This is a genomic window from Streptomyces sp. NPDC031466 (assembly GCF_055581265.1).
In genome coordinates, this window is sequence record NZ_JBVIJT010000008.1 from 152,622 (window position 1) to 174,740 (window position 22,119).

Genomic DNA, 22,119 nt, shown 5'->3' on the forward strand with positions numbered 1-22,119 from the left:
CGGCACAGGGACGTTACTCATGAGTACAGCGGTAAGGGGATCGGCCATGCAGCTCGGTATCAACCTCGGCTACTGGGGCGCCGGGATGGACGCGGACAATCTCGCGGTCGCCAAGGAGGCCGACCGGCTCGGCTACGCGGTCTGCTGGGCCGCCGAGGCCTACGGCTCGGATGCCGCGACGGTGCTCTCCTGGGTGGCCGCGCAGACCGAACGCATCGACATCGGGTCGGCGATCTTCCAGATCCCGGCGCGGCAGCCCGCGATGACCGCGATGACGGCCGCGACCCTCGACTCGCTCTCCGGCGGCCGCTTCCGGCTGGGCCTCGGCGTCTCCGGCCCGCAGGTCTCCGAGGGCTGGTACGGCGTGAAGTTCGACAAGCCGCTGGCCCGCACCCGCGAGTACGTCGAGATCGTCCGCAAGGCCATGACCCGCGAGCGGCTCTCCTACGAGGGCGCGCACTGGACGCTGCCGCTGCCCGGCGGCCCCGGCAAACCCATCAAGCTGACCGTCCACCCGCAGCGCGAGCACATCCCGCTGTACATCGCCGCGATCGGCCCGAAGAACCTGGAGCAGACCGGCGAGATCGCCGACGGCGCCCTGCTGATCTTCCCGGCTGCCGAGCATTTGGAGGAGACCGCCCTGCGGCACCTGCGGGCCGGGCGCGAGAAGGCCGGCCGGACCATGGACGGCTTCGACGTCGTCCCGACGCTGCCGATCGCGGTCGGCGGGGACGAGCAGGTCGACACCCTCGCGGACATGTTCCGGCCCTACACCGCGCTGTACGTCGGCGGCATGGGCAGCCGCAAGCAGAACTTCTACAACCAGCTCGCGCGGCGCATGGGATACGAGAAGGAGGCCGCCGAGATCCAGGACAAGTACCTGGCCGGTGACAAGGAGGGCGCTGCCGCCGCCATTCCGCGGCAGCTGATCGACTCGACGACGCTGCTCGGCTCCGTGGAGCGGATCGCCGACCGGATGCAGGCGTACGCGGCGGCCGGTGTCACCACGCTCACGCTGTCGCCCGCGGGCTTCACGCTGGAGGAGCGGATCGCCGCGCTGCGGGCCGGTACGGAGGCGCTGGAGCGCGCCGGTCTGGCGTAACCGCGGGGGAGGATTTCCGCGGCCGTGGTGGGGGCTCGGGGGGTCTTCCCCGCCACGGCCGTCACGGGGAACAACGCCCCGGAAGCCGGTGGGTTACGGCCTCGGGGCCGCCCTTGCCGTCGCCCGTTCGGCTCAGTCGGTCCGCGCCCCTGTTGCCCGGGGGTGAACCTCGCACTTGAGTGGGTGTCTGCGGAGGTTCGCGGACAGCGGCGGTCCGCGGACGGGCGCATGGAGGTGCCAGCGATGCTTTCGGCCAAGGGTGTCTTCGAGGAGATCCTCGACAACGACGAGTCGTTCCGGCTCTTCTGCTCCATCGCCGCCAGCGGCGAGGCCCAGGGCGGCTGGGAGAACGGCCGCATCGCCGCTCTCGTACCGGCGGGCGAGCGCGCGCTCGCCCCCAAGATCACCCGGCACGGGGCGGACGAGGACAAGCACGGCAGGCTCTTCGGCGCGCTGCTGAAAAAGCGCGGTCTGACACCCGTCGAGGTCCCGCACGAGACCGACTACACGATGCTGCTGGAGAAGCACGGCATCGGCCTCGCGCACGACAAGCTCAAGGGCGACGAGCCGCTGACCGTCCAGGACGTCCTGACCTATCTCGCGCACAGCAGGGTCACCGAACAGCGCGCCTCCGAGCAGATGCGGCTGTTGCTGAAGTACTTCGCCGACCACCCGGACATCGGCCGCGCCGTCCGGATGATCTCGAACGACGAGGACAACCACCTGGCGTACTGCCACGAGGAGCTGCTGCGTTTCGCGTCCGCCGGCCACGGCCACGCCATCCAGCGCACCCTGCGCGAGTGCGCCCACACCGAGATCCGTGTCTACCGCGACGTGAGCCTCGCCGTGATGGAGCACATGGGGCGCATCCTGCGCTGGCCTCCCACGAAACGGAAGGTGCTCGCCGCGGGCATCCACGCCGTATACGCGTTCGAGCGGCTCGGCGGCTGGCGGCGGATGGTGTCCCTGCGGCTGCCCGAGCGGCGCGACGCCCTGGGCGGCCCCGCGCCCGCGCCCGAGTTCGCGTAGGCGGCCCCACGCGGGCACCCGGGCACGCGGCGGCCTACAGCCAGCCCCGCCGCTTGAACATGCGGTACAGGACCACTTCCATGACGGCCATCACCACGATCACGGCCGGATAGGTCCACTCCCAGTGCAGCTCGGGCATGTGGTCGAAGTTCATGCCGTAGATCCCGGCGATCATCGTCGGGACCGCCGCCATGGCGGCCCAGGCCGAGATCTTGCGCATGTCGTCGTTCTGCCGGACGCTCATCTGCGCCAGATGCGCGGACAGGATGTCCGACACCAGCCGGTCCAGGCCCTCCACCGATTCGTTGACGCGCGTCAGATGGTCGTTGACGTCCCGGAAGAAGGGCCGCGCCGTCTCGTCCACGAAGGGCACCGGCGGCCCGAAGGGGCCCGCTCCGGAGAGCCGCGCCAAGGGCAGGGACAAGGGGTTGGTGGCCCGGCGGAACTCGAGGATCTGCCGCTTGAAGTTGTAGATCCGCGACGCGGTGTGGCGCGAGCCGCCGCCGTCCGGCGAGAAGACCTCCGTCTCCAGGCCCTCCAGGTCCTCCTGCAACTCGTCGGCGACCTCCAGGTAGTGGTCCACCGAGGCGTCGGCGATCGAGTACAGGACCGACGTCGGCCCGTGCTTGAGGACGTCGGGATCGGCTTCCAGGCGGTCGCGCACGGTGCCGAGCGGGGCGCCCTCGCCGTGGCGGACGGTCACCACGAAGGAGTCGCCCACGAAGATCATGACCTCGCCGGAGGAGACGGTGTCGGTGTTCGGCTCGTACACGACCGGCTTGAGGACCATGAACAGCGAGTCGTCGTACACCTCCAGCTTGGGCCGCTGATGGGCCTTGAGGGCATCCTCCACGGCCAGCGGATGCAGCCCGAACTCCTCGCTGACCTTGTCGAACTCCGCCTCCGTCGGTTCGTGCAGGCCGATCCAGACGAAGGCCTCGTCAATGGTCCGCGCCTCGTCCAGGGCGTCGGAGAAGTCATGCGGGCCCTCGCTGCGACGACCCTCTCGATAAATGGCACAGTCGACAATCACACTCCGCAGTGTTCCCAGCCACCCCGTAGGTATCACTCCCCGGGCGCTTAGGGTGGACCGTATGCCCACGCTGATCCTTGTCCGGCACGGACGCTCCACCGCCAACACAGCGGGACTGCTCGCCGGGTGGACCCCCGGCGTGGCCCTCGACGAGCGCGGTGCCGCACAGGCCGCCGCGCTGCCCGCCCGGCTGGCCGCCGTGCCCCTCGCCGAGGTCGTCACGAGCCCCTTGCAGCGCTGCCGGGAGACCCTCGCTCCGCTGCTCGCCGCCCGCCCCGGCCTCCAGGCGCACAGCGAGGACCGCATCGGGGAGTGCGACTACGGCGACTGGTCGGGCCGCAAGCTCGCCGAGCTGGCCGACGAGCCGCTGATGGAGGTCGTCCAGCGGCACCCGTCGGCCGCCCGCTTCCCCGGCGGGGAGTCCATGCGGGCCATGCAGACGCGGGCCGCCGAGGCGGTGCGCGAGTGGAACGTGCGCGTGGAGCGCGAACACGGCGAGGACGCCGTGTACCTGATGTGCTCGCACGGGGACATCATCAAGTCCCTCGTCGCGGAGGCCCTCGGGCTCCACCTCGACCTGTTCCAGCGCATCTCCGTGGAGCCCTGCTCCGTCACCGTCATCCGCTACACCCGGCTGCGCCCCTTCCTCGTACGCCTGGGGGACACCGGCGACTTCGCCTCGCTCGTCCCCCGGGAGGAACCGCCGGGCGACCAGGCCGCGGTCGGGGGCGGTGCGGGCGCACCGTGATCGTCGCGCGCAGTAGGGTGAAGCGGGCTGAAGCAGGCCCCAACAGTTGAAGCAGCCCCTTTGCAGTCGATCCAATGGAGACAGGACGTGTCCCGTCAGGTGTTCCTCTACGACCCCCCGGAGCGTTTCGTCGCGGGAACGGTCGGGCTGCCCGGACGGCGTACGTTCTTCCTCCAGGCCTCGGCCGGCGTCCGGGTGACCAGCGTCGCCCTGGAGAAGACCCAGGTCGCCGCGCTCGCCGAACGCATGGAGGAACTCCTCGACGAGGTCGTGCGCCGCAGCGGGGGCAGCGCCGCCGTGCCGGCTGTCGCGCCCGCCGAGGTCACCGACAGCGCGCCGCTCGACTCCCCGGTGGAGGAGGAGTTCCGCGTCGGCACGATGGCCCTCGCCTGGGACGGCGAGGAGGAGCGGATGATCGTCGAGGCGCAGGCCCTCGTCGAGCTGGACGCCGACTCCGAGGACGACCTCGCCGAGGCCGAGGAGAAGCTCCTCCAGGACGAGGAGAACGGCCCGCCGATGCTGCGCGTGCGGCTCACCGGGGCCCAGGCCCGCGCCTTCGCCAAGCGGGCCCTCGACGTCGTGAACGCGGGCCGCCCGCCGTGCCCGCTGTGCAGCCTCCCGCTCGACCCGGAAGGACACGTGTGCCCGCGTCAGAACGGATACCGGCGGGGAGCGTGACCACCGACCCCCGCACACTCCTCACCCACGGGCAGCTCACCGTGCGCGGGCAGATCCGCGAGGCCTCGAACGCGGTGCTCTACTGCACGGTCGCGCACGAGGGCGAGGAGGCCGCCTGCGTCTACAAACCCGTCGCCGGGGAGCAGCCGCTGTGGGACTTCCCCGACGGCACGCTCGCGCAGCGCGAGGTCGCCGCGTACGAGGTGTCGCGGGCCACGGGCTGGGACCTCGTACCGCCGACCGTGCTGCGGGACGGCCCGTACGGCGAGGGCATGTGCCAGCTGTGGATCGACGCCTCCGGGGAGGAGGCGCTCCTGGCCCTGGTCGACGGCGACGAGCCCGGGGACGGCTGGAAGGCGGTGGGACGCGCCCAGGTCGACGAGGAGCGCACCGCGCTGCTCGTGCACGCGGACGACGCCCGGCTGCGGCGGCTCGCGGTGCTCGACGCGGTGATCAACAACGGCGACCGCAAGGGCGGCCATCTGCTGGCCGCCGGCGGACGCCTCTACGGCATTGACCACGGCGTCACCTTCAACGCCGAGGACAGGCTGCGGACGCTGCTGTGGGGGTGGGCGGGGGAGCCGCTGACCGAGGAGGCCGTCGAGGTCCTGCGGGGCCTGCGGGAGGCGCTCGCGGACGGCGGGGCCCTCGCCGAACGGCTCGCCGCGCTCCTCACGAAGGTCGAGGTCGAAGCGGTGCGCGAGCGGGTGCGGTCCCTGCTGGAGTCCGGGCGGCATCCGGTGCCGTCCGGGGAGTGGCCGGCGATTCCCTGGCCGCCGGTGTAGGGCCGTACGCCGCCGCGGACGGGCCCCGCACAGGTCCGGGCGGACCGCGAGATGGCCTCTTCGGCCGGCATTCGATGATCCCCACTCGTATGCGGACGCCCCGTCCGGTTAGGCTCAGGTCATGCATGCCTGGCCCGCTTCTGAGGTCCCCGCCCTTCCTGGCAAGGGCCGCGACCTCCGGATCCACGACACCGCGACCGGTGAGCTCGTCACCCTCGACCCCGGTCCCGTCGCCCGTATCTACGTCTGCGGCATCACCCCGTACGACGCGACCCACATGGGTCACGCGGCGACCTACAACGCGTTCGACCTCGTGCAACGCGTGTGGCTCGACACCAAGCGGCAGGTTCACTACGTCCAGAACGTGACCGACGTGGACGACCCGCTGCTGGAACGCGCCATCCGCGACGGCAAGGACTGGGTCGCTCTCGCCGAGGGCGAGACCGCCCTGTTCCGCGAGGACATGACCGCGCTGCGGCTCCTGCCGCCGCGCCACTACATCGGGGCCGTCGAGGCGATACCCGGCATCGTGCCGCTCGTCGAACGCCTGCGGGACATGGGCGCCGCCTATGAACTGGAGGGCGACACCTACTTCTCCGTCGAGTCGGACCCCCACTTCGGGGAGGTGTCCGGGCTGGATGCGGCCGCCATGAAGCTGCTCTCCGCCGAGCGCGGCGGCGACCCCGAGCGCCCCGGCAAGAAGAACCCCCTCGACCCGATGCTGTGGATGGCGGCCCGCGAGGGCGAGCCGAGCTGGGACGGCGCCTCCCTCGGGCGCGGGCGGCCCGGCTGGCACATCGAGTGCGTGGCCATCGCCCTGGACCACCTGGGCATGGGCTTCGACGTGCAGGGCGGCGGCTCCGACCTCGCCTTCCCGCACCACGAGATGGGCGCCTCGCACGCCCAGGCGTTGACCGGCGAGTACCCCTTCGCCAAGGCCTACGTGCACGCCGGGATGGTCGCCCTGGACGGCGCGAAGATGTCGAAGTCCAAGGGCAATCTCGTCTTCGTCTCCAAGCTGCGGCGCGACGGCGTCGACCCCGCGGCGATCCGCCTCGCCCTGCTCGCGCACCACTACCGCGCGGACTGGGAGTGGACCGACTCCGTCCTGACGGAGGCCGTCGAGCGGCTCGGCCGCTGGCGCGCCGCCGTGTCCCGTCCCGACGGGCCGCCCGCCGAGACGGTCGTCGAGGAGATGCGGGAGGCTCTCGCCGACGACCTCGACGCGCCGGCCGCGCTGGCCGCCGTCGACCGCTGGGCCGCGCGGCAGGGCGCCGAGGGCGGTACGGACGAGGGGGCGCCGGGGGTCGTGTCGCGGGCCGTCGACGCGTTGCTTGGCGTGGCCTTGTAGGTCTTGCTTCAGCTCGGTCGGTCGCCCTTCGGGCTCGTCCTCAATCGCCGGACGGGCTTGAAATTCCCATCCCCCGGGCGGGCTTGAAGACCCCCCGGGCGGGCTTGGATTCCTCGCGGCGCCGGGTGGGAAGCGTGGGTCCTTGTGGGAGAAGCCGTTCCGGAAGTCCAGGAGCGGGGTGGCAAAGTCCATGGCCCTGGCGGGGGGCGGCGCGCTAGACCTCCGCCATGAGATCTCCCACGCGCTTCAAAGCGGCGGTAGCCGCCGCCCTGCTGGGCCTCCTCGCCGCGTTCGCGGTGCCCGGCGGCGGCATACCGGCGCAGGCCGCCGAGGATCCCGCCACCACCGTCGGGGACGTCACCGGCTTCGACCACGCCGGTGGCGTCTACCGCCTGCGGGCGGGCGACGCCGAGGCCCGCGTCACCTTCGTCTCGCCGCGGACGTTCCGGCTCGAACTCGCCCCCGACGGACAGTTCACCGACCCCACCGGCAAGGACATCGTCCTGCCCCAGGGGAAGGCGCCGCGCACCCAGTGGCGGGAGAAGGGCGACCGCTACGAGCTGAGCACCTCCGAGGTGACGCTGCGCGCCTACAAGTCGCCGCTGCGCTTCGCCCTGTACCGCGCCGACGGCACTCGCCTGTGGTCCGAGTCCAAGGGCCTGACCTGGACGAAGGACACCACCACGCAGAGCCTCGCGCGCGACGCCGACGAGCAGTTCTACGGCGCCGGGATGCAGAACGGCCGCGGCAACACCTCGCACCGCGGCAAGAAGGTCGAGGTCGGCGTCGACTACGACTGGAACGACGGCGGGCACCCCAACTCCGTGCCCTTCTACCTCTCGTCGGCGGGGTACGGAGTCTTCCGGAACACCTACGCCCCCAACACGTACGACTTCGCCGAACCCGTGACCACCACGGCGAAGGAGCGGCGCTTCGACGCGTACTACTTCGCCGGGAAGGGGAGCGACGCGGCCAAGGACGTCATCGGGCAGTACACCAGCCTCACCGGCAAGCCCTTCCTGCCGCCCGTCTACGGCCTGGAGATCGGCGACGCGGACTGTTACCTCCACAACGCCAACCGCGGCGAGCGCCACACCCTGGACGCCCTCAAGGTCGCCGACGGCTACGTCGAGCACGACATGCCGAACGGCTGGATGCTCGTCAACGACGGCTACGGCTGCGGCCACGAGAACCTCCCCGAGACCTCCAAGGGCCTCGCCGAGCGCAAGATGAAGATGGGCCTGTGGACCGAGGACGGCCTCGACAAGATCGCCGAACAGGTGAAAGCAGGCCAGCGCGTCGCCAAGCTGGACGTCGCCTGGGTCGGCGACGGCTACAAGAAGGCCCTCGACGGCTGCAAGGACGCGCACCAGGGCATCGAGGACAACAGCGACGCCCGCGGCTTCACCTGGGCTCCCGAGAGCTGGTCCGGCGCACAGCGCTGCGGGGTCCAGTGGTCCGGCGACCAGAGCGGCAGCTGGGAGTACATCCGCTGGCAGATCCCGACGTACGCGGGGTCCACCATGTCCGGCCTCGCGTACACCACCGGTGACGTCGACGGCATCTTCGGCGGCAGCCCCAAGACGTACGTACGCGACCTCCAGTGGAAGATGTTCCTGCCCGTCACGATGACGATGGACGGCTGGGCCGCCAGCGACAAGCAGCCCTTCCGGTACGGAGAGCCGTACACCTCCATCAACCGCAGGTACCTGAAGCTGCACGAGTCGCTGCTGCCCTACCTGTACTCGTACGCCCACGAGGCGACACGGACCGGTGTGGGCGCCGTGCGGCCGCTGGCCCTGGAGTACCCGGGCGACCCGAAGGCGGCGACCGACGCCGCCAAGTACGAGTTCCTGACCGGTGAGGACCTCCTCGTCGCCCCCGTGTACAAGGACACCACCACGCGCGACGGCATCTACCTGCCGAAGGGCACCTGGACCGACTACTGGAGCGGACGCACCTACCGGGGCCCCACCACCGTCGACGGCTACAGCGCGCCCCTGGACACCCTGCCGCTCTTCGTCAGGGGTGGCGCCAGCGTGCCGATGTGGCCCGGCGGCATCCGTTCCTACGCGGACCGCACGGCGCGCTCGCCGCTCGCCTGGGACATCTACCCGCAGGGCAGGTCCTCCTTCGAGCTGTACGAGGACGACGGCGTGACCCGGCGGCACCGCGCCGGGGAGTACGCCACCCAGCGCGCGGATGTGCGGGCCCCGCGCTCCGGCCCGGGGGACGTGCGCGTACGGATTGGCGCGAGCGAGGGGCACTTCGCCGGGAAACAGAGCACCCGGCCCTACGCGTTCACGCTGCACACCGGTGACGCGCCGAGCCGCGTCGGGCTGGACGGCCGCGCCCTGCCGCGCCTCGCGTCGAAGGAGGCGTACGAGAAGGCCGGGCACGGCTGGTTCTACGACCGGGACGACCGGGGCGGTGTGGTGCGGGTCAAGACGCCGACCCGGCGCACCGACCGCGCCTTCGAACTGACCCTTAACGACACGAGCGCCGTCGGCGGCGCCGTGCCCGGAGCGCCCGCCACCGTGCGCGTCCCCGCCGGCCAGGAACTCGGCGCGGGCACCCCCGGCAAGGTCGCCGTCGACGTCACGGCCGGCACGAAGGACGCCACCGGCGTCGACGTCACCCTCGACGCGCCCGAGGGGTGGACCGTCACCGCCGCGCGGGCGGACCGCGTCCCGGCGGGCACCACGCGCCGCTTCGAGGTGGGCCTCACCCCGGCCAAGGACGCGAAGCCGGGCGAACAACCGCTGACGGCGAGCGTCCGACACCGCTCGGCGGGCCAGGACCGCACCGCCGTCCAGCGGTTCGCGCTCGGCGTGATGCCCGAGGCACCCGGCGCGGGCACCTGGGCGAGCGACATGGTGTGGCTGAAATCCACCAACGGCTACGGCCCCGCCGAACGCGACCGCAGCAACGGCGAGTCGGGCGCCCGCGACGGTCACACGCTGACCCTCGCGGGCAAGACGTACGAGAAGGGGATCGGCACGCACGCCGACTCGGGAATCGAGGTCTACCCGGGCGGGCGCTGCTCGAAGTTCACCGCCGACGTGGGCATCGACGACGAGATCAACGGCTACGGGGAGGTGGCCTTCTCGGTCGAGGCCGACGGCGAGGTGCTGTGGACCTCACCGAAGCTGACGGGCGCCTCGCCGACCGTCCCGGTGGACGTCGACGTGCGCGGGGCACGCCATGTGGAGCTGAAGGTGACGGACACCAACGGCTCCAAGAGCGGGGACCACGCGGACTGGGCCGGGGCCGCGTTCGCCTGCGCGTAGCCGCACGACAGCGGCGCCGGGCGGGAAGCACACCGCCCGGCGCCGCGTTCGGGGGTTACTCGGCGACCACGATGGCCGGCAGGTACGACGGGTTCTCGGTGTCGTAGTAGCCGATCACCTGCTGCCCGGAGGCGAAGGCCTCCTGGACCTCGTCACGGTTGTGCGGCCCGGGGCCGACGAGGGTCGACGGCTGGCCGGGCAGGGGCTCCACGACGTCCCAGAACGCCGTCGCCACGTTCGACCCGAGCGCCCGCGTGGAGATCTCGGGTGCCTGTGCCTGCGGGACCTGCTGCTGGGCCTGGCCGAACTGCTGGAACGGCTGCTGGAAACGGGAAACCCGTGCCAGTCGGCCGCGGGTACCGGAATGGGGCGGCTCCCGTGCGGGAACCGCCCCATTGGCGTGGAAGCGACCTCAGTCGTCCGAGGTGTCGGAGGAGTCGGAGCCGCCGGAATCCTCGCCGCTGCCCTCGCTGACGGAACCGTCCGAGGCTGGCTCGTCCGGAGCCGTCCCCTCGGGCGCCGGCCCCTGCGCGGTCGGCCCGTCGGCCGCCGCCTCGGCGTCCTGACCGGCCCGCCGTCCCGGCTTGGACGGTTTCGGCGGGCGCGTCCGCTCGCCCGAGGTGTCCCGCAGGTACGACCCGCCGCCTTCACCGCCGTCCGTGGCGTGACCGCCCGGCTGCGGCGAACCGGCGGGACCGGTGGCCCCGTCCCGCCGCCGCAGGTAGCGCTCGAACTCGCGCGCGATGGCCTCGCCCGACGCCTCCGGCAGATCGGCGGTGTCCCGCGCCTCCTCCAGCGACTGGACGTACTCGGCGACCTCGCTGTCCTCGGCGGCCAGCTGGTCCACGCCCAGCTGCCAGGCGCGCGCGTCCTCGGCCAGCTCGCCCAGCGGGATGCGCAGGTCGATCAGGTCCTCCAGGCGGTTGAGGAGCGCGAGCGTGGCCTTCGGGTTCGGCGGCTGCGAGACGTAGTGCGGGACGGCGGCCCAGAGGCTGACGGCCGGGACACCCGCGTGGGTGCACGCCTCCTGGAGAATGCCGACGATCCCCGTCGGGCCCTCGTACTTGGTCTCCTCCAGGTCCATGGTGCGCGCGAGATCCGGGTCGGACGTCACGCCGCTGACCGGCACCGGACGGGTGTGCGGGGTGTCACCGAGCAGCGCGCCCATGATCACGACCAGTTCGACGCCCAGCTCGTGCGCGAAGCCGAGGATCTCGTTGCAGAACGACCGCCAGCGCATCGACGGCTCGATCCCCCGCACCAGGACGAGGTCCCGCGGCTTGTCGCCGCCGACGCGGACCACCGAGAGCCGGGTCGTCGGCCAGGTGATCTTGCGGACCCCGTCGTCGAGCCAGACGGTGGGGCGATTGACCTGGAAGTCGTAGTAGTCCTCGGCGTCCAGCGCCGCGAACACCTCGCCCTTCCACTCCTTCTCCAGATGCGCGACCGCGGCGGAGGCGGCGTCGCCGGCGTCGTTCCAGCCCTCGAACGCGGCCACCATGACCGGGTCGACCAGCTCGGGAACTCCCTCGAGCTCGATCACCCAGGCCTCCTTCCGACGTTCCCTTGCGTACGCCCCAACCTTACGGCGTCGGCGGGGGCCCTCCGCAGCCCCCATGCGTGGGGGAATGCGTGATCACTGCCCACCCCCGGCGCCGGGAAACGGCGCTCACAGCGCGGACCGCAGCCACTGCTCCACGCTCGCCACGTGCACCGTCGCCCAGGACCTCGCCGCCTCCGCGTCGCGCTCGCGCAGCGCCGCGAGGATCGCGCGGTGCTCGTGGAGCGTGCGGCCGACCGCGTCCTCCTGGGTCAGGCCGCGCCAGACGCGGGCCCGGGTGGTGGGCCCGGACAGGCCGTCGAGCAGGGAGCACAGCACGGAGTTCCCGGACGAGCGGACGATGCCGCGGTGGAACTCCAGATCGCGGGCGACCAGTTCCGCCACGGAGGGCGCGTCCCCCAGCTCGTCCAACAGCCCGCCCAGCGCGTCCAGTTCGGCGTCGGTGATGCGGGCGCAGGCCATCGCGGTGGCCGCCGGTTCGAGGATGCGGCGCACCGCGAGGAACTCCAGGACCGTGTCGTCGCGGTGGAAGTCGACGACGAAGCTCAGCGCCTCCAGGAGCAGTTGCGGGTCGAGGCTCGTCACATACGTGCCGTCGCCCTGGCGCACGTCGAGGATGCGGATCAGCGAGAGCGCGCGCACCGCCTCGCGCAGCGAGTTGCGGGACAGGCCGAGGCCGGCGGCGAGTTCGCTCTCCTTGGGCAGGCGGTCGCCGGGACGCAGCGCGCCCGAGACGATCATTCCCTTGATCTTCTCGATGGCCTCGTCGGTGACAGCCATGGGGACCTCGCCTCAGGGGGCAGCAATGAACGGACATCCGATGTGGGTGCCGATTATGTCTCCCTGCGCGGCAGGCCTCAGCCGAAGCGTTCGATCCGGATCCGGTCCACCGGCTGGCCGGCCTCCACCAGCAGCCGCGAGGCGTGCTCCGCGAAGCCGTTGGAGCCGCAGATGTACGCCTCCCAGCCGCCTTCGGGCCGCCCCTCGTCACCGAGGAAGGGCGCCAGGTGCCCCGCGTGCAGACGGCCCTCGGTACGGGTCAGGACGACGGTGGTCTCGTCGGCGTACTCGTCGGCGTAGATCAGGTCCTCGGACGTGCGCGCCGAGACGATCAGCCGCAGCGGCAGGCCGAGGCCGCGCAGACGGTGGTGGCGGACCATCGACATCAACGGCACCACACCCGAGCCCGCCCCGAGCAGCAGCGCGGGCCGGTCGCCCGGCCAGGCGAAGAAGCCGGACAGCGGGCCGCGCACCTCCACCGTGTCGCCGACGCGGGCCACGGTGTGCAGATGCCCGGACACCTCACCGCCGGGCACGTGGTCGAGGGTCAGCTCGATCTCGCCGCTCCCGTCGGGCGCGGAGGCGATCGAGTAGTGCCGTTGGGCGACATAGCCGTCCGGTGCCGTGAGCCGCAGCATGAGGTGCTGGCCGGGGAGATGGCCCGCCCAGTCCGGGACCTTGAGCCGGAACGTCGAGGCGGCCGGGGTCTCCCGGCGGATCTCCGTGATCAGCGCGTGCTGCCACAGGGCGGCGGCGCGGTTGCTGACGGCGATCCGGCCGGGCACGGCGAACCGCGTCGGCGGCACGAAGGGCCGTTCGGGGGAGGGGGGTTCGGAGGTTTCGGAGGTTTCGGAGGGGATGTCAGTCACCTGCGTAGCGCTCCTCGGCCCACGGGTCGCCCCGGTGGTGGTAGCCGTTCCGTTCCCAGAAGCCCGGCTCGTCATGGTCGAGCAGGCGCAGCCCCGCGACCCACTTGGCGCTCTTCCAGAAGTAGCGGTGGGGGACGATCAGCCGGGCCGGGCCGCCGTGCTCGGCGGGCAGCGGATCGTCCCCGTACTCCCACACGATCCACGCCCTGCCGCCCGTCACGTCGTCGAGCGGGAGGTTGGTGGTGTAGCCGGTGTGGGAGTACGCGACGACGTGCGTGGCCGCGGGCAGCGGGCCGGCGTCGGCGAGGAACGTGTCGAGGCTCACCCCGCCGAAGCGCACCCCGAACTTGGACCAGCTGGTCACGCAGTGGATGTCGCCGCGGTACTCCGAGGGAGGCAGCGCGTGCGCCTCGTCCCAGGTCCAGGTGCGCGGCGCCGCCACGAGACCGTCGACGCGGAAGGTCCAGTCGCCGGCCGCGAGACGCGGGGTCACCTCGGCGGACAGCACGGGCCAGCCGTCCCGGGCGTCGTACTGGCCCGGGGGCAGGCGCGGATCGCGGTCGGCGGCCCGGGCGCGGCCGGTGAAGCCGCGGGTGGGCTCGAAGGCCTCGGTCCGGGCGGGCGGGGTGCGGTGGGGGGAGGTCATGCGGTGCTCGTCACTCCGGGGTCGGTCGCCGCGTCCCGCAGGGCGCGCAGGACAGCCGGTTCGTCCAGCGTACGCAGGGTGCGCCCGCGCATCAGGACGCGCCCGTCGACGACGGTGTCGCGCACGTCACCGGCCTTGGCGGCGTACGCCAGCGTCGACCAGGGGTCGTGCCGGGGCGCGAGGTGCGGCCGGTCCAGGTCGAGCACGATCAGGTCCGCCCGCTTGCCCGCCTCCAGCGAACCCAGTTGGTCCCCGAGGCCGAGGGCGCGCGCCGACTCGATCGTCGCCATCCGCACGGCCTGCTCGGCGCCGACCGCCGTGGGGTCGCCGCCCGCCTTGTGCACCAGGGCGGCGATGTTCACCGCGCCCAGCAGGTCCAGTGTGTTGGAGCTCACGGCGCCGTCCGTGCCGAGGCCCACGGTGACGCCGGCGGCCAGCAGATCGGGGACGCGCGCGATGCCGCAGCCCAGCTTCAGGTTCGACACCGGGCAGTGCGCGACGGCCGTGCCCGTGCGGGCCAGCGTCGCGATCTCCGCGTCGGTCAGGTCGACGGCGTGCGCGAGCAGCGTGTCGGGGCCGAGCACGCCGAGCGAGTCGAGCAGTTCCACCGGGCGCATGCCGTACCGCTCGGTGACCATCGCCACCTCGCCCGCGTTCTCGGCGGCGTGCAGGTGCAGCAGGGCGCCGTACTCCCGGGCGAGCGCGGCGATCTCCGTCAGCTGCCCGGGGTCCAGGGTGTACGCGGAGTGCGCGAAGACCACGGGGCGGGTGCCCGGCGCGGGGGTGCGGGACTTCAGGTCGGCCCTCGCCCAGCCGAGCCGCTCCGCGTAGGGGCGGCCGTCGGGCGGACCCGGCACGTCCATGAACGTCGGCCCGGTCAGCAGTCGCCATCCGGCGTCGTGCGCCACGGCCTCGGCCGCCTCGTGGAACCAGTACATGTCGAGCGCGGCGGTGACCCCGCCGCGCACGGACTCGGCGATCGCGGCGCCGAGCGCGGCCGTCACCGTGGCCGGGTCCAGGATCGCCGCCTCGCGTGGGATCACCCGGGCGAGGAAGCCCTGGAGGGTCACGTCGTCGGCGATGCCGCGCATCAGGTTCATCGCCAGGTGCGTATGGGTGTTGATGAGCCCGGGCAGCACGAGGCAGCCCCGGGCGTCGATCTCCTCGGCGGCCTCGTAGGCCCGGCGCAGCCGGGCGGCGGGGCCCACCTCGACCACGCGCCCGGCGCGGACGGCCACCGCGCCGTCCGGCACGACCGTGCCCGCGTCGTCGACGGTCAGCACGTCCGCGCCGTGCACCAGCAGGTCGAGGGAGCCGCCGCGGGCCTGGGCGGGCAGGTCGGTGGGGTGTGTCACTGGTGTCTCTTCCCGTTCGCCTCGGTCGTGTCAGTGCTCGGCCGCGGCCAGCAGGCGCAGCGCGTCCAAGGCTATCCGGGCGCCCCGCTCGACCCCTTCGGCGACCACGTCGCGGTGCGGGTCGTAGGCGCCGGTCGACAAGGGGTCGTCCGCGTCCACCAGTTCGTCGGCGTTGGCGCCGTCCACGACCAGCGCGCCGCCCGCCGTCAGGCCGTGCGTCGAGGCGAAGACGTACAGGGCGGAGAGCTCCATCTCGATGGCGGCGATCCCCGCGGCCGCGTACGCCTCGCCGGGCAGCGGCAGGAAGCCCGGCTGGAACGCCGCCCGCGTCCACACCACGCCCCGGTGATAGGGAGCGCCCGCCGCCCGCGCCGCGCGCTGGAGGGCGATGACCGCCTCCGGGGCGGAGAACGCCGGGTACTCGGCGGGGATCAGCTGCTGGGTCACGCCGTCGTCGCGCACCGCCGCGTCCGCGATGACCAGGTCGCCGTCCTGGATGCCGGGGCGGATCGCGCCCGCCGTGCCGAGCCGCAGGAAGGTGCGGACCCCCGCCTCGGCCAGCTCCTGGAAGAGGAGGATCGCGCCAGGGGCGCCCACGCCGTGCGAGGCGACGACGACCTCGGTGCCCTGCCAGGTGCCGGTGAAGACGCGGTACTCGCGGTGGTACGACACCTCCTTCGCGTCGGACAGCAGATCGGCGACGGCGGCCGCGCGGCCCGGGTCGCCGACCACGACCGCTTGGGCGGGCAGGCCGGTCCGGGGGACACGGGTGACGGGCAGCGCGTCGGTGAGGGACGTCATGAAGAGGCTCCTACCAGGGGCTCGGGGTTCGGCGGACCGGGGTCCGGGGACGTGGGGCCGGCGGGAAGACGCTTACGCCGTCCGCGCCGCGCCGTGGACAGGAAGAGGGCGGCCAGGGTCACCACGTAGGGAGCCGCGTCGGTCGCCTGCGGCGGCAGGCCGTTGCCCTGGAGCCGGAAACCGACCGCCTCCGCGACACCGAACAGCAGCGCGGCGAGCAGCACCCCGAGCGGCAACGCCCGGCCCAGCATGACCGCGACCACGGCGATCCAGCCGCGCCCCGCCGTCATGTTCTCCGAGAAGAGCGTGACGTTGCCGAGCGCGAGTTGGGCGCCGGCGAGGCCGCACAGGAGACCGCTGGTGAGCACGGCCGCGTAGCGGTACCTCGCCGGGCTCACGCCGAGCGTCGCCGCCGCGTCCGGCGCCTCGCCGACACCGCGCAGCCGCAGCCCCCACGGGTGCCGGGCGAGGAACACGGCCGCGACGACCACGGCCGCCCAGGACAGGTGGACGAGGGGGGAGTGGCCGGACAGCACGGGCCCGACGAACGGAACGGCGCCGAGGCCCGGCAGGCTGACACCGCCCAGACCCGCGAGCGCCGGATCGGAGAAGGTGCCCTGCACGCCGAAGACCGTACGCAGCAGGAACCCGGTCAGGCCGACGGCGAGGAGGTTGAGTGCGACGCCGAGGACGACGGCGTCGCCGCGCAAGGTGATGGTGCCCACGGCGAGGATCATCGCGTACGCGGCGGACGCGAGGGCACCGAACAGGACACCGAGCCACGCGCTGCCGGTGAACCAGCTGCCCGCCACGGCACTGAAGCAGCCGATCAGCATCAGGCCTTCGAGGCCGATGTTGAACACGCCGGCCCGCTCACAGATCGCGCCACCGAGCGCGGCGAGCAGGATCGGCGTGAGGGCGAGCAGCGCGGAGTGGAACAGCGCGGAGTCGACGGACATCACAGGTCCCCTTCCAGGCGTGCGGACTTCTCGGTGCGCCGCCACGTGAGGCGCAGGCGCGCGGCCAGGAAGACGATGACGACGGCCTGGAGCACCTGCGTCAGCTCGCGCGGCACCTCGGTGGCCCGCTCCATGGCGAGCCCGCCCACGTCGAGCGCGGCGAAGAACAGCGCGGCGAGCGCCGTGCCCAGCGGCGCGGCCGAGGCCAGCAGCGCGGCGGTGAGCCCGGTCCAGGTGTGCCCGGCGGCGGTCAGCGAGCCGTCGATGAAGCGGTGGGGGAAACTGAGCACGCCGATCGCGCCGACCAGGCCCGCCACGGCCCCCGACAGACTCATCAGGCGCAGGGTGAGGCGCGGCCGGTCGATCCCCGCGTACGCGGCGAAGCGCGGGTTCAGGCCCGTCATGCGGATCTCGTAGCCGATGGCGGTGCGGGCGTCCGCGACGGCGAACGCCGCGGCGGCGAGCGCGACGACGACGAGCCCCGCGGTGACCGTCGACGAACCGAAGGCGGGCAGCGCGACACCGTCCGGCAACGGCCTGGTCTGCGGCAGGCTTGAGCCCTCCTCCTTGAGCGGGAAACGCGCGAGGTAGGAGGCGAAGGACTGGGCCGGATAGCCGAGCAGCAGACTGCTCACCAACAGCGGTACGCCGAAGCGGTTCTGGCAGATCGCGGCGAGCGCGGCGTAGGCGGCGCCCGCCGCCATCCCGGCGAGCAGCGCGGCGGCCACGGCGAGCGGCGCGGGCAGCGGGACGTAGAGCCCGGTGGCCGCGGCGGCGATCCCGCCCAGCACCAGCTGCCCGTCGCCGCCGAGGTTCAGCAGCCCCGCCCGCAGGGGGATGGCGAGTGCCACCGCGAGCCCGAGGACGCTGGTCCCGGTGGTCAGCGTCGACCCGATCCCGTCGGGCCCCAGCGCACCGTTGACGACGGCCCCGTACGCGCCGAGGGGATCGGCCCCGGTCCCGAGGAGGAAGAGCGCCCCGACGAGCACGGCGGCCACGACGGAGTGCAGGGCGGGGGAGCGTGGTATCCGCGCTCCGGCGGAACTTCGGACCGCCATGTCAGGGGGCCTCCTTGGAAGGCGGGGCGGCGGCGCCGGCAGAAGCGCCCGCCATCGCGAGACCGAGCGTGCGTTCGTCCGCCGTGGCGCGCGGGTACTGTGCGACGACGCGGCCCTCGTACATCACGAGGATCCGGTCCGCGAGGCCCCGGAGTTCGCTCAGCTCGGCGGAGACGAGCAGGAGGGCGTGGCCCGCGTCGCGGTGGGCGATCAGCTGGTCGTGGATCGTCTGCACGGCTCCGATGTCCACGCCCCGGGTGGGCTGCTCGACGATCAACAACGGTGCCTCGTGGGCGAGTTCGCGGCCGATGACGAGCTTTTGCAGATTGCCGCCCGACAGGGAGCCGGCCGGGTGCCCGGTCGACGCCGTCTTGATGCCGAAGCGCTCCACCAGCGTCCGCGCGTGCTCGCGCAGCCGCGCCGGACGGAACGGGCCGTGCCCGCGGTGATGGCCCATCGCGAGGTTCTCCGCGATCGTCGCGGCCGGCGCGGTGCCCACCGCCGAGCGGTCCTCGGGGACGTACGCGAGACCGGCCGCGCGGCGCTCCCCGACCGTCGCGTCCGTGAGGTCCCGCCCGCCGAGCGTGACCCGGCCCCCGGTCACCGGCCGCAGCCCGGTGACGGCCTCGACCAGCTCCGACTGGCCGTTGCCCGCGACCCCCGCGACGCCGACGATCTCCCCGGCACGGACCGTGAGCGTGACGCCCCGCACCCCGTCCGCCGTCAGGTCGGTGACCGCGAGGACCTCCTCGCCCGGCGCACCGGGCGGATGTGTCCGGTCGAGGTCCACCGCGCGCCCCGTCATGGCCGCCGCGATGGCGTCCGCGTTGGTGTCGGCGGTCCGCGTGCGCGCCGCCACCCGTCCGTCGCGCAGCACGGTCACGGCGTCGCTGCCCTCGATGACCTCGCGCAGCTTGTGCGTGACCAGCAGGACGGTGCGGCCCTCGTCCGCGAGCGAGCGCAGCACGCCGAGGAGCGCGTCCGCCTCGGCGGGCGTCAGCACGGCGGTCGGCTCGTCGAGAATGAGCGTACGGGCGCCCCGGTACAGCAGTTTGAGGATCTCCACGCGTTGGCGCACGCCCACCGGCAGGTCCCCGACCCTCGCCGCCGGGTCGACGGCGAGCCCGTGCTCCTCGGCGAGCGCGGCCACCCGCCGCAGCGCCTCCCCGCGGTCGGTGAGACCGAAACGGCGCGGTTCGGCGGCGAACACCACGTTCTCGGCGACCGTGAAGGACGGGAAGAGCTTGAAGCTCTGGTGCACCATCCCGAGCCCGGCCGCGATCGCCTCGCTCGGGCTCGCGAAGGACACCTCGCGCCCGTCCAGCAGCACCTGGCCCGCGTCCGGCCGCCGCAGGCCGTACAGGACGGACATCAGCGTGGACTTGCCCGCGCCGTTCTCGCCCATCAGCGCGTGGATCTCACCGTGCCGGACGGTCAGGTCGACCCGGTCGTTGGCGAGCGTGCCGGGGAACTCGACGGTGATGCCCCGCAGTTCGACGGCGGGCGCGGCTCCGGCACCCGCGGTGATGCCCTCAGGCCGCGGGGTCATCGACGGTCAGCTTCCCGGCGACGATGTCGTCGCGCAGCTCCTCGACGCGCCGCAGCACATCCTTGTTGGCGGGCTTTGCGATCAGGCACTTGGAGCCGGCGAGCCCCGGCTCCAGACCGGTCAGCGACATGCCGCCCTCCTTGAGGCCGTACGACACCGTGGTGCCGCCCTTGCCGTCGAGGATCTGGGCGATGCCCTTCTCCACGGCGACATCGGTCTTCTTCAGTACGTTGTCGACGACGACACCGGGGCTGCCCAGGCACTGGTTGGCATCCACGCCGTACGCCTGGAAGCCCTTGCCGCCGGCGGTCCTCGCTGCCTGGAAGACGCCCGTGTTGCCGCCCGCCGCGGCGGCCATGACCTGGTCGGCCCCGCCCGAGGCGAGCGTCGTCCCCTGGTCCTTGGCGCGCGCCGCGTCGTTGAACGGCGACTGGCCGCCGACGAACAGCGTCCGCGCGGACACCTTCGGGTCGACCTTCCGCGCGCCCGCCGCGAACGGCTCGCTGTAGCGGCGGAACTGCGGCGTGTCGAGCACGTCGACGGCCCCCACCTTCTTGCTCTTCGTGAGCAGACCGGCCTCGGCGCCCGCCAGGTACACCGCCTCGTGCTCGCGGAAGACGGCACATGTGACGTTCTCGTACGCCTTCTCGGTGCACGCGTCGACCAGCAGGAACTGCTGCTTGGGGTGCTCCTTCGCCTGCTGTGCGACGATGTCCGCGAACTCGAAGCCCACCAGCACGACGACGTCGGGCGCGGCGTCGACGGCCGAGGCGACGTTCTGCCGGCGCGAGTCGATGTCGCTGCTCTGGAAGACCTTCTGCGAGCCGCCCCGCGTCTTCGCCGCCGCCGCCACACCGCTGACGGCCAGCTTCAGGAACTCGTTCTGGGCGACCGGGTCGGGCGTCACGAGCGTGAACGCCTTGCCGCCGCCCTCGTGCGAACCCCCGCCCTCGGCCGCGGCGTTGCAGCCCGAGGCGAGGAGCGCGGCGCAGACGGCACCGACGGTGGCCGAGGTGAGCCTCGGGGACCTGCGCGTACGCAAGGACATCAGGGACACGGGGGATCGCCTTCGTGAAGGTGCCCGGGGGCGGCCCGGGCACAGAAGCGGGAGAGTCGTGCGGGCGTGAGCGGCGTCGCTCAGCGGGAACAGCGGCGACAGCGGCACATTCGGCGGCCGCGGGACACGGCGGGGCAGCGCGGCGCGGCGAATGTCGCGTTCATGGGCTGCCTCCTCGCACCGTGGATCGGACCGACCCGTCCTGGGTGGCGGTGAGAGTAACACCGGCCTCCGAGCGGTCGCACGGACGTCTCGGAATGTGGTTCGCGCACGTCAGGTACGGTGACGGCGCCCCTACTCACGCGGCCAAAATCGCCCCTCTTCACTCGGAGTTGAGCCCATGAGCAACCAGGACCTGCGGGCCGTGACGTGGACCGCCGCGGAGGACGGCACCCCCGCCCTGTCCCTGATCGACCAGACGGCCCTTCCGCACGCGCTGGAGCGGCTCGACGTCACGACGGTCGACGCGCTGATCGACGCGATCGTGCGCCTGGTCGTCCGCGGCGCCCCCGCGATCGGCGCGGCGGGCGGCTACGGAGTGGCGCTCGCCATGGCGCAGGCCGGGCGCGAGGGCTGGGACCGCGCACGCCTGGACGCGGAGATCGCCCGGATCCGCGCGGCCAGGCCCACCGCGGTCAACCTGATGGTGTGCGTGGACCGGGTGGCGGCGCGCGTCGACGAGGGCATCGCCGCCGTGCTCACGGAGGCGGACGCGGTCGTCCGCGAGGACCTGGCGGCCAACCGCGCCATGGGCGCCCACGGCGCGGACTGGCTGCTCGAACGCGTCGCCCCCTCCTCGGAGCGCCCCCTGCGCGTCCTCACCCACTGCAACACCGGTGCCCTCGCCACGGCGGGCTGGGGCACGGCGCTCGGCGTCATCCGGGAGCTGCACGCCAGGGGACGCCTGGAGAAGGTCTACGCCGACGAGACGCGCCCCCTGCTCCAAGGGGCCCGCCTGACCGCCTGGGAACTCGCCCAGGAGGGCATCGCCCACTACGTCCAAGCGGACGGGGCCGCGGCCGGCACGATCCTGCGGGGCGAGGTCGACGCGGCGATCGTGGGCGCGGACCGCATCGCCGCCAACGGCGACACCGCCAACAAGGTCGGCACCGTCGCCATCGCCCTGGCGTGCGCGCACGCGGGCGTCCCGTTCATGGTGGCGGCGCCCACCACGACGGTGGACCTCGCCACCGCGTCGGGCGACGCCATCCACATCGAACTGCGCGACGGCGACGAGGTGTTGGAGTGGGCCGGTGTCCGCACGGCCCCGGCGGCCTCGCGCGGCCACAACCCCGCCTTCGACGTCACCCCGGGCTCCCTGGTGACGGCACTGGTCACCGAGCGAGGCGTGCGGGAGGTGGCGGCGGGGGAGCTGCCGGACGCCTCCCTGCCGGACGCCCACCTCCCGGGCACCCGCCTGGGGTAAGCCCCACCCGGGTGAGCCCACCTGGGGAGGCGCCCTCCTGAG

The 22,119-nt window shown here is 72.9% G+C and carries 20 protein-coding genes; 8 read left to right on the top strand and 12 right to left on the bottom strand.

Annotation, left to right across the window (positions count from 1 at the left end):
* The first annotated feature begins 46 nt into the window (after positions 1-46).
* Positions 47-1,102 carry an LLM class F420-dependent oxidoreductase gene (locus tag ACZ5GP_RS20965; protein ID WP_468752277.1) on the top strand — a complete coding sequence of 352 codons (1,056 nt, stop codon included), beginning with the start codon at positions 47-49 and terminating at the stop codon, positions 1,100-1,102.
* Between the two features lie 243 nt (positions 1,103-1,345).
* On the top strand, positions 1,346-2,131 hold the full coding sequence (locus ACZ5GP_RS20970; RefSeq protein WP_468752278.1) for a ferritin-like domain-containing protein: 786 nt from the start codon (positions 1,346-1,348) through the stop codon (positions 2,129-2,131).
* A 34-nt stretch (positions 2,132-2,165) separates the two neighbouring features.
* Here the strand turns inward: ACZ5GP_RS20970 and corA are convergent, their stop codons facing one another.
* Entirely contained in the window at positions 2,166-3,164 is a 999-nt protein-coding gene (corA, locus tag ACZ5GP_RS20975; protein WP_468752279.1) for a magnesium/cobalt transporter CorA, read from the bottom strand.
* Between the two features lie 61 nt (positions 3,165-3,225).
* Here corA and ACZ5GP_RS20980 point away from each other — a divergent pair, with 61 nt between their 5' ends.
* The 5 genes from ACZ5GP_RS20980 (at position 3,226) to ACZ5GP_RS21000 (ending at position 10,016) form a co-directional block, all read left to right on the top strand.
* Positions 3,226-3,912, top strand: a complete 687-nt coding sequence (locus ACZ5GP_RS20980) for a histidine phosphatase family protein (protein WP_468752280.1) — start codon at positions 3,226-3,228, stop codon at positions 3,910-3,912.
* A gap of 87 nt (positions 3,913-3,999) precedes the next feature.
* Positions 4,000-4,590 carry a DUF3090 domain-containing protein gene (locus ACZ5GP_RS20985; protein ID WP_468752281.1) on the top strand — a complete coding sequence of 197 codons (591 nt, stop codon included), beginning with the start codon at positions 4,000-4,002 and terminating at the stop codon, positions 4,588-4,590.
* Positions 4,554-5,375 (top strand): SCO1664 family protein, encoded by an 822-nt coding sequence (locus ACZ5GP_RS20990; protein ID WP_468752282.1) that lies wholly within the window; start codon positions 4,554-4,556, stop codon positions 5,373-5,375. The genes ACZ5GP_RS20985 and ACZ5GP_RS20990 overlap by 37 nt, the downstream gene beginning before the upstream one ends.
* A 121-nt stretch (positions 5,376-5,496) precedes the next feature.
* Positions 5,497-6,726: a cysteine--1-D-myo-inosityl 2-amino-2-deoxy-alpha-D-glucopyranoside ligase gene (gene mshC, locus ACZ5GP_RS20995; RefSeq protein ID WP_468752283.1), complete on the top strand. Its 1,230-nt coding sequence runs from the start codon at positions 5,497-5,499 to the stop codon at positions 6,724-6,726.
* 227 nt (positions 6,727-6,953) lie between these two features.
* Positions 6,954-10,016, top strand: coding sequence for an NPCBM/NEW2 domain-containing protein (locus tag ACZ5GP_RS21000; protein WP_468752284.1), 3,063 nt, complete (start codon positions 6,954-6,956; stop codon positions 10,014-10,016).
* A gap of 55 nt (positions 10,017-10,071) precedes the next feature.
* Here ACZ5GP_RS21000 and ACZ5GP_RS21005 read toward each other — a convergent pair whose 3' ends face one another.
* The 11 genes from ACZ5GP_RS21005 to ACZ5GP_RS21055 all read right to left on the bottom strand — a co-directional run bounded on the left by ACZ5GP_RS21005 (position 10,072) and on the right by ACZ5GP_RS21055 (position 20,642).
* On the bottom strand, positions 10,072-10,251 hold the full coding sequence (locus ACZ5GP_RS21005; RefSeq protein ID WP_468752285.1) for a hypothetical protein: 180 nt from the start codon (positions 10,249-10,251) through the stop codon (positions 10,072-10,074).
* A gap of 177 nt (positions 10,252-10,428) precedes the next feature.
* Complete coding sequence (locus tag ACZ5GP_RS21010) at positions 10,429-11,559, bottom strand: PAC2 family protein (RefSeq protein ID WP_468752286.1); 1,131 nt, start codon at positions 11,557-11,559, stop codon at positions 10,429-10,431.
* 126 nt (positions 11,560-11,685) lie between these two features.
* Positions 11,686-12,357, bottom strand: coding sequence for a FadR/GntR family transcriptional regulator (locus tag ACZ5GP_RS21015; protein WP_468752287.1), 672 nt, complete (start codon positions 12,355-12,357; stop codon positions 11,686-11,688).
* 77 nt (positions 12,358-12,434) lie between these two features.
* Positions 12,435-13,217, bottom strand: a complete 783-nt coding sequence (locus ACZ5GP_RS21020; RefSeq protein ID WP_468752534.1) for a ferredoxin reductase — start codon at positions 13,215-13,217, stop codon at positions 12,435-12,437.
* A gap of 1 nt (position 13,218) precedes the next feature.
* On the bottom strand, positions 13,219-13,872 hold the full coding sequence (locus tag ACZ5GP_RS21025; RefSeq protein WP_468752288.1) for a sulfite oxidase-like oxidoreductase: 654 nt from the start codon (positions 13,870-13,872) through the stop codon (positions 13,219-13,221).
* Positions 13,869-15,227, bottom strand: a complete 1,359-nt coding sequence (locus ACZ5GP_RS21030; protein WP_468752289.1) for an amidohydrolase — start codon at positions 15,225-15,227, stop codon at positions 13,869-13,871. Before ACZ5GP_RS21030 ends, ACZ5GP_RS21025 begins: the two co-directional genes overlap by 4 nt.
* A gap of 30 nt (positions 15,228-15,257) precedes the next feature.
* On the bottom strand, positions 15,258-16,028 hold the full coding sequence (locus ACZ5GP_RS21035) for a phosphorylase family protein (RefSeq protein ID WP_468752290.1): 771 nt from the start codon (positions 16,026-16,028) through the stop codon (positions 15,258-15,260).
* Positions 16,025-16,987 (bottom strand): ABC transporter permease, encoded by a 963-nt coding sequence (locus ACZ5GP_RS21040; protein WP_468752291.1) that lies wholly within the window; start codon positions 16,985-16,987, stop codon positions 16,025-16,027. Before ACZ5GP_RS21040 ends, ACZ5GP_RS21035 begins: the two co-directional genes overlap by 4 nt.
* Entirely contained in the window at positions 16,987-18,045 is a 1,059-nt protein-coding gene (locus tag ACZ5GP_RS21045; protein WP_468752292.1) for an ABC transporter permease, read from the bottom strand. The genes ACZ5GP_RS21040 and ACZ5GP_RS21045 overlap by 1 nt, the downstream gene beginning before the upstream one ends.
* Position 18,046: 1 nt before the next feature.
* The gene (locus tag ACZ5GP_RS21050) at positions 18,047-19,594 is read right to left on the bottom strand and encodes an ABC transporter ATP-binding protein (RefSeq protein WP_468752293.1); all 1,548 of its coding nucleotides are present in this window, start codon (positions 19,592-19,594) and stop codon (positions 18,047-18,049) included.
* Entirely contained in the window at positions 19,578-20,642 is a 1,065-nt protein-coding gene (locus ACZ5GP_RS21055; RefSeq protein ID WP_468752535.1) for a BMP family ABC transporter substrate-binding protein, read from the bottom strand. Before ACZ5GP_RS21055 ends, ACZ5GP_RS21050 begins: the two co-directional genes overlap by 17 nt.
* A gap of 349 nt (positions 20,643-20,991) precedes the next feature.
* Between ACZ5GP_RS21055 and mtnA the strand changes: the two genes are divergently transcribed.
* Positions 20,992-22,077: an S-methyl-5-thioribose-1-phosphate isomerase gene (mtnA, locus tag ACZ5GP_RS21060; RefSeq protein ID WP_468752294.1), complete on the top strand. Its 1,086-nt coding sequence runs from the start codon at positions 20,992-20,994 to the stop codon at positions 22,075-22,077.
* Positions 22,078-22,119: the final 42 nt, after the last annotated feature.

What these genes read in the sequence shown, in the direction of transcription:
- ACZ5GP_RS20965 (WP_468752277.1), top strand. Translation starts at nt 47, where the DNA reads ATGCAGCTCGGTATCAACCTCGGCTACTGGGGCGCCGGGATGGACGCG.
- ACZ5GP_RS20970 (WP_468752278.1), top strand. Translation starts at nt 1,346, where the DNA reads ATGCTTTCGGCCAAGGGTGTCTTCGAGGAGATCCTCGACAACGACGAG.
- ACZ5GP_RS20980 (WP_468752280.1), top strand. Translation starts at nt 3,226, where the DNA reads ATGCCCACGCTGATCCTTGTCCGGCACGGACGCTCCACCGCCAACACA.
- mshC (WP_468752283.1), top strand. Translation starts at nt 5,497, where the DNA reads ATGCATGCCTGGCCCGCTTCTGAGGTCCCCGCCCTTCCTGGCAAGGGC.
- ACZ5GP_RS21000 (WP_468752284.1), top strand. Translation starts at nt 6,954, where the DNA reads ATGAGATCTCCCACGCGCTTCAAAGCGGCGGTAGCCGCCGCCCTGCTG.
- ACZ5GP_RS21015 (WP_468752287.1), bottom strand. Translation starts at nt 12,357, where the DNA reads ATGGCTGTCACCGACGAGGCCATCGAGAAGATCAAGGGAATGATCGTC.
- ACZ5GP_RS21025 (WP_468752288.1), bottom strand. Translation starts at nt 13,872, where the DNA reads ATGACCTCCCCCCACCGCACCCCGCCCGCCCGGACCGAGGCCTTCGAG.
- ACZ5GP_RS21035 (WP_468752290.1), bottom strand. Translation starts at nt 16,028, where the DNA reads ATGACGTCCCTCACCGACGCGCTGCCCGTCACCCGTGTCCCCCGGACC.
- ACZ5GP_RS21040 (WP_468752291.1), bottom strand. Translation starts at nt 16,987, where the DNA reads ATGTCCGTCGACTCCGCGCTGTTCCACTCCGCGCTGCTCGCCCTCACG.
- ACZ5GP_RS21045 (WP_468752292.1), bottom strand. Translation starts at nt 18,045, where the DNA reads ATGGCGGTCCGAAGTTCCGCCGGAGCGCGGATACCACGCTCCCCCGCC.
- ACZ5GP_RS21050 (WP_468752293.1), bottom strand. Translation starts at nt 19,594, where the DNA reads ATGACCCCGCGGCCTGAGGGCATCACCGCGGGTGCCGGAGCCGCGCCC.
- ACZ5GP_RS21055 (WP_468752535.1), bottom strand. Translation starts at nt 20,642, where the DNA reads ATGTCCTTGCGTACGCGCAGGTCCCCGAGGCTCACCTCGGCCACCGTC.
- mtnA (WP_468752294.1), top strand. Translation starts at nt 20,992, where the DNA reads ATGAGCAACCAGGACCTGCGGGCCGTGACGTGGACCGCCGCGGAGGAC.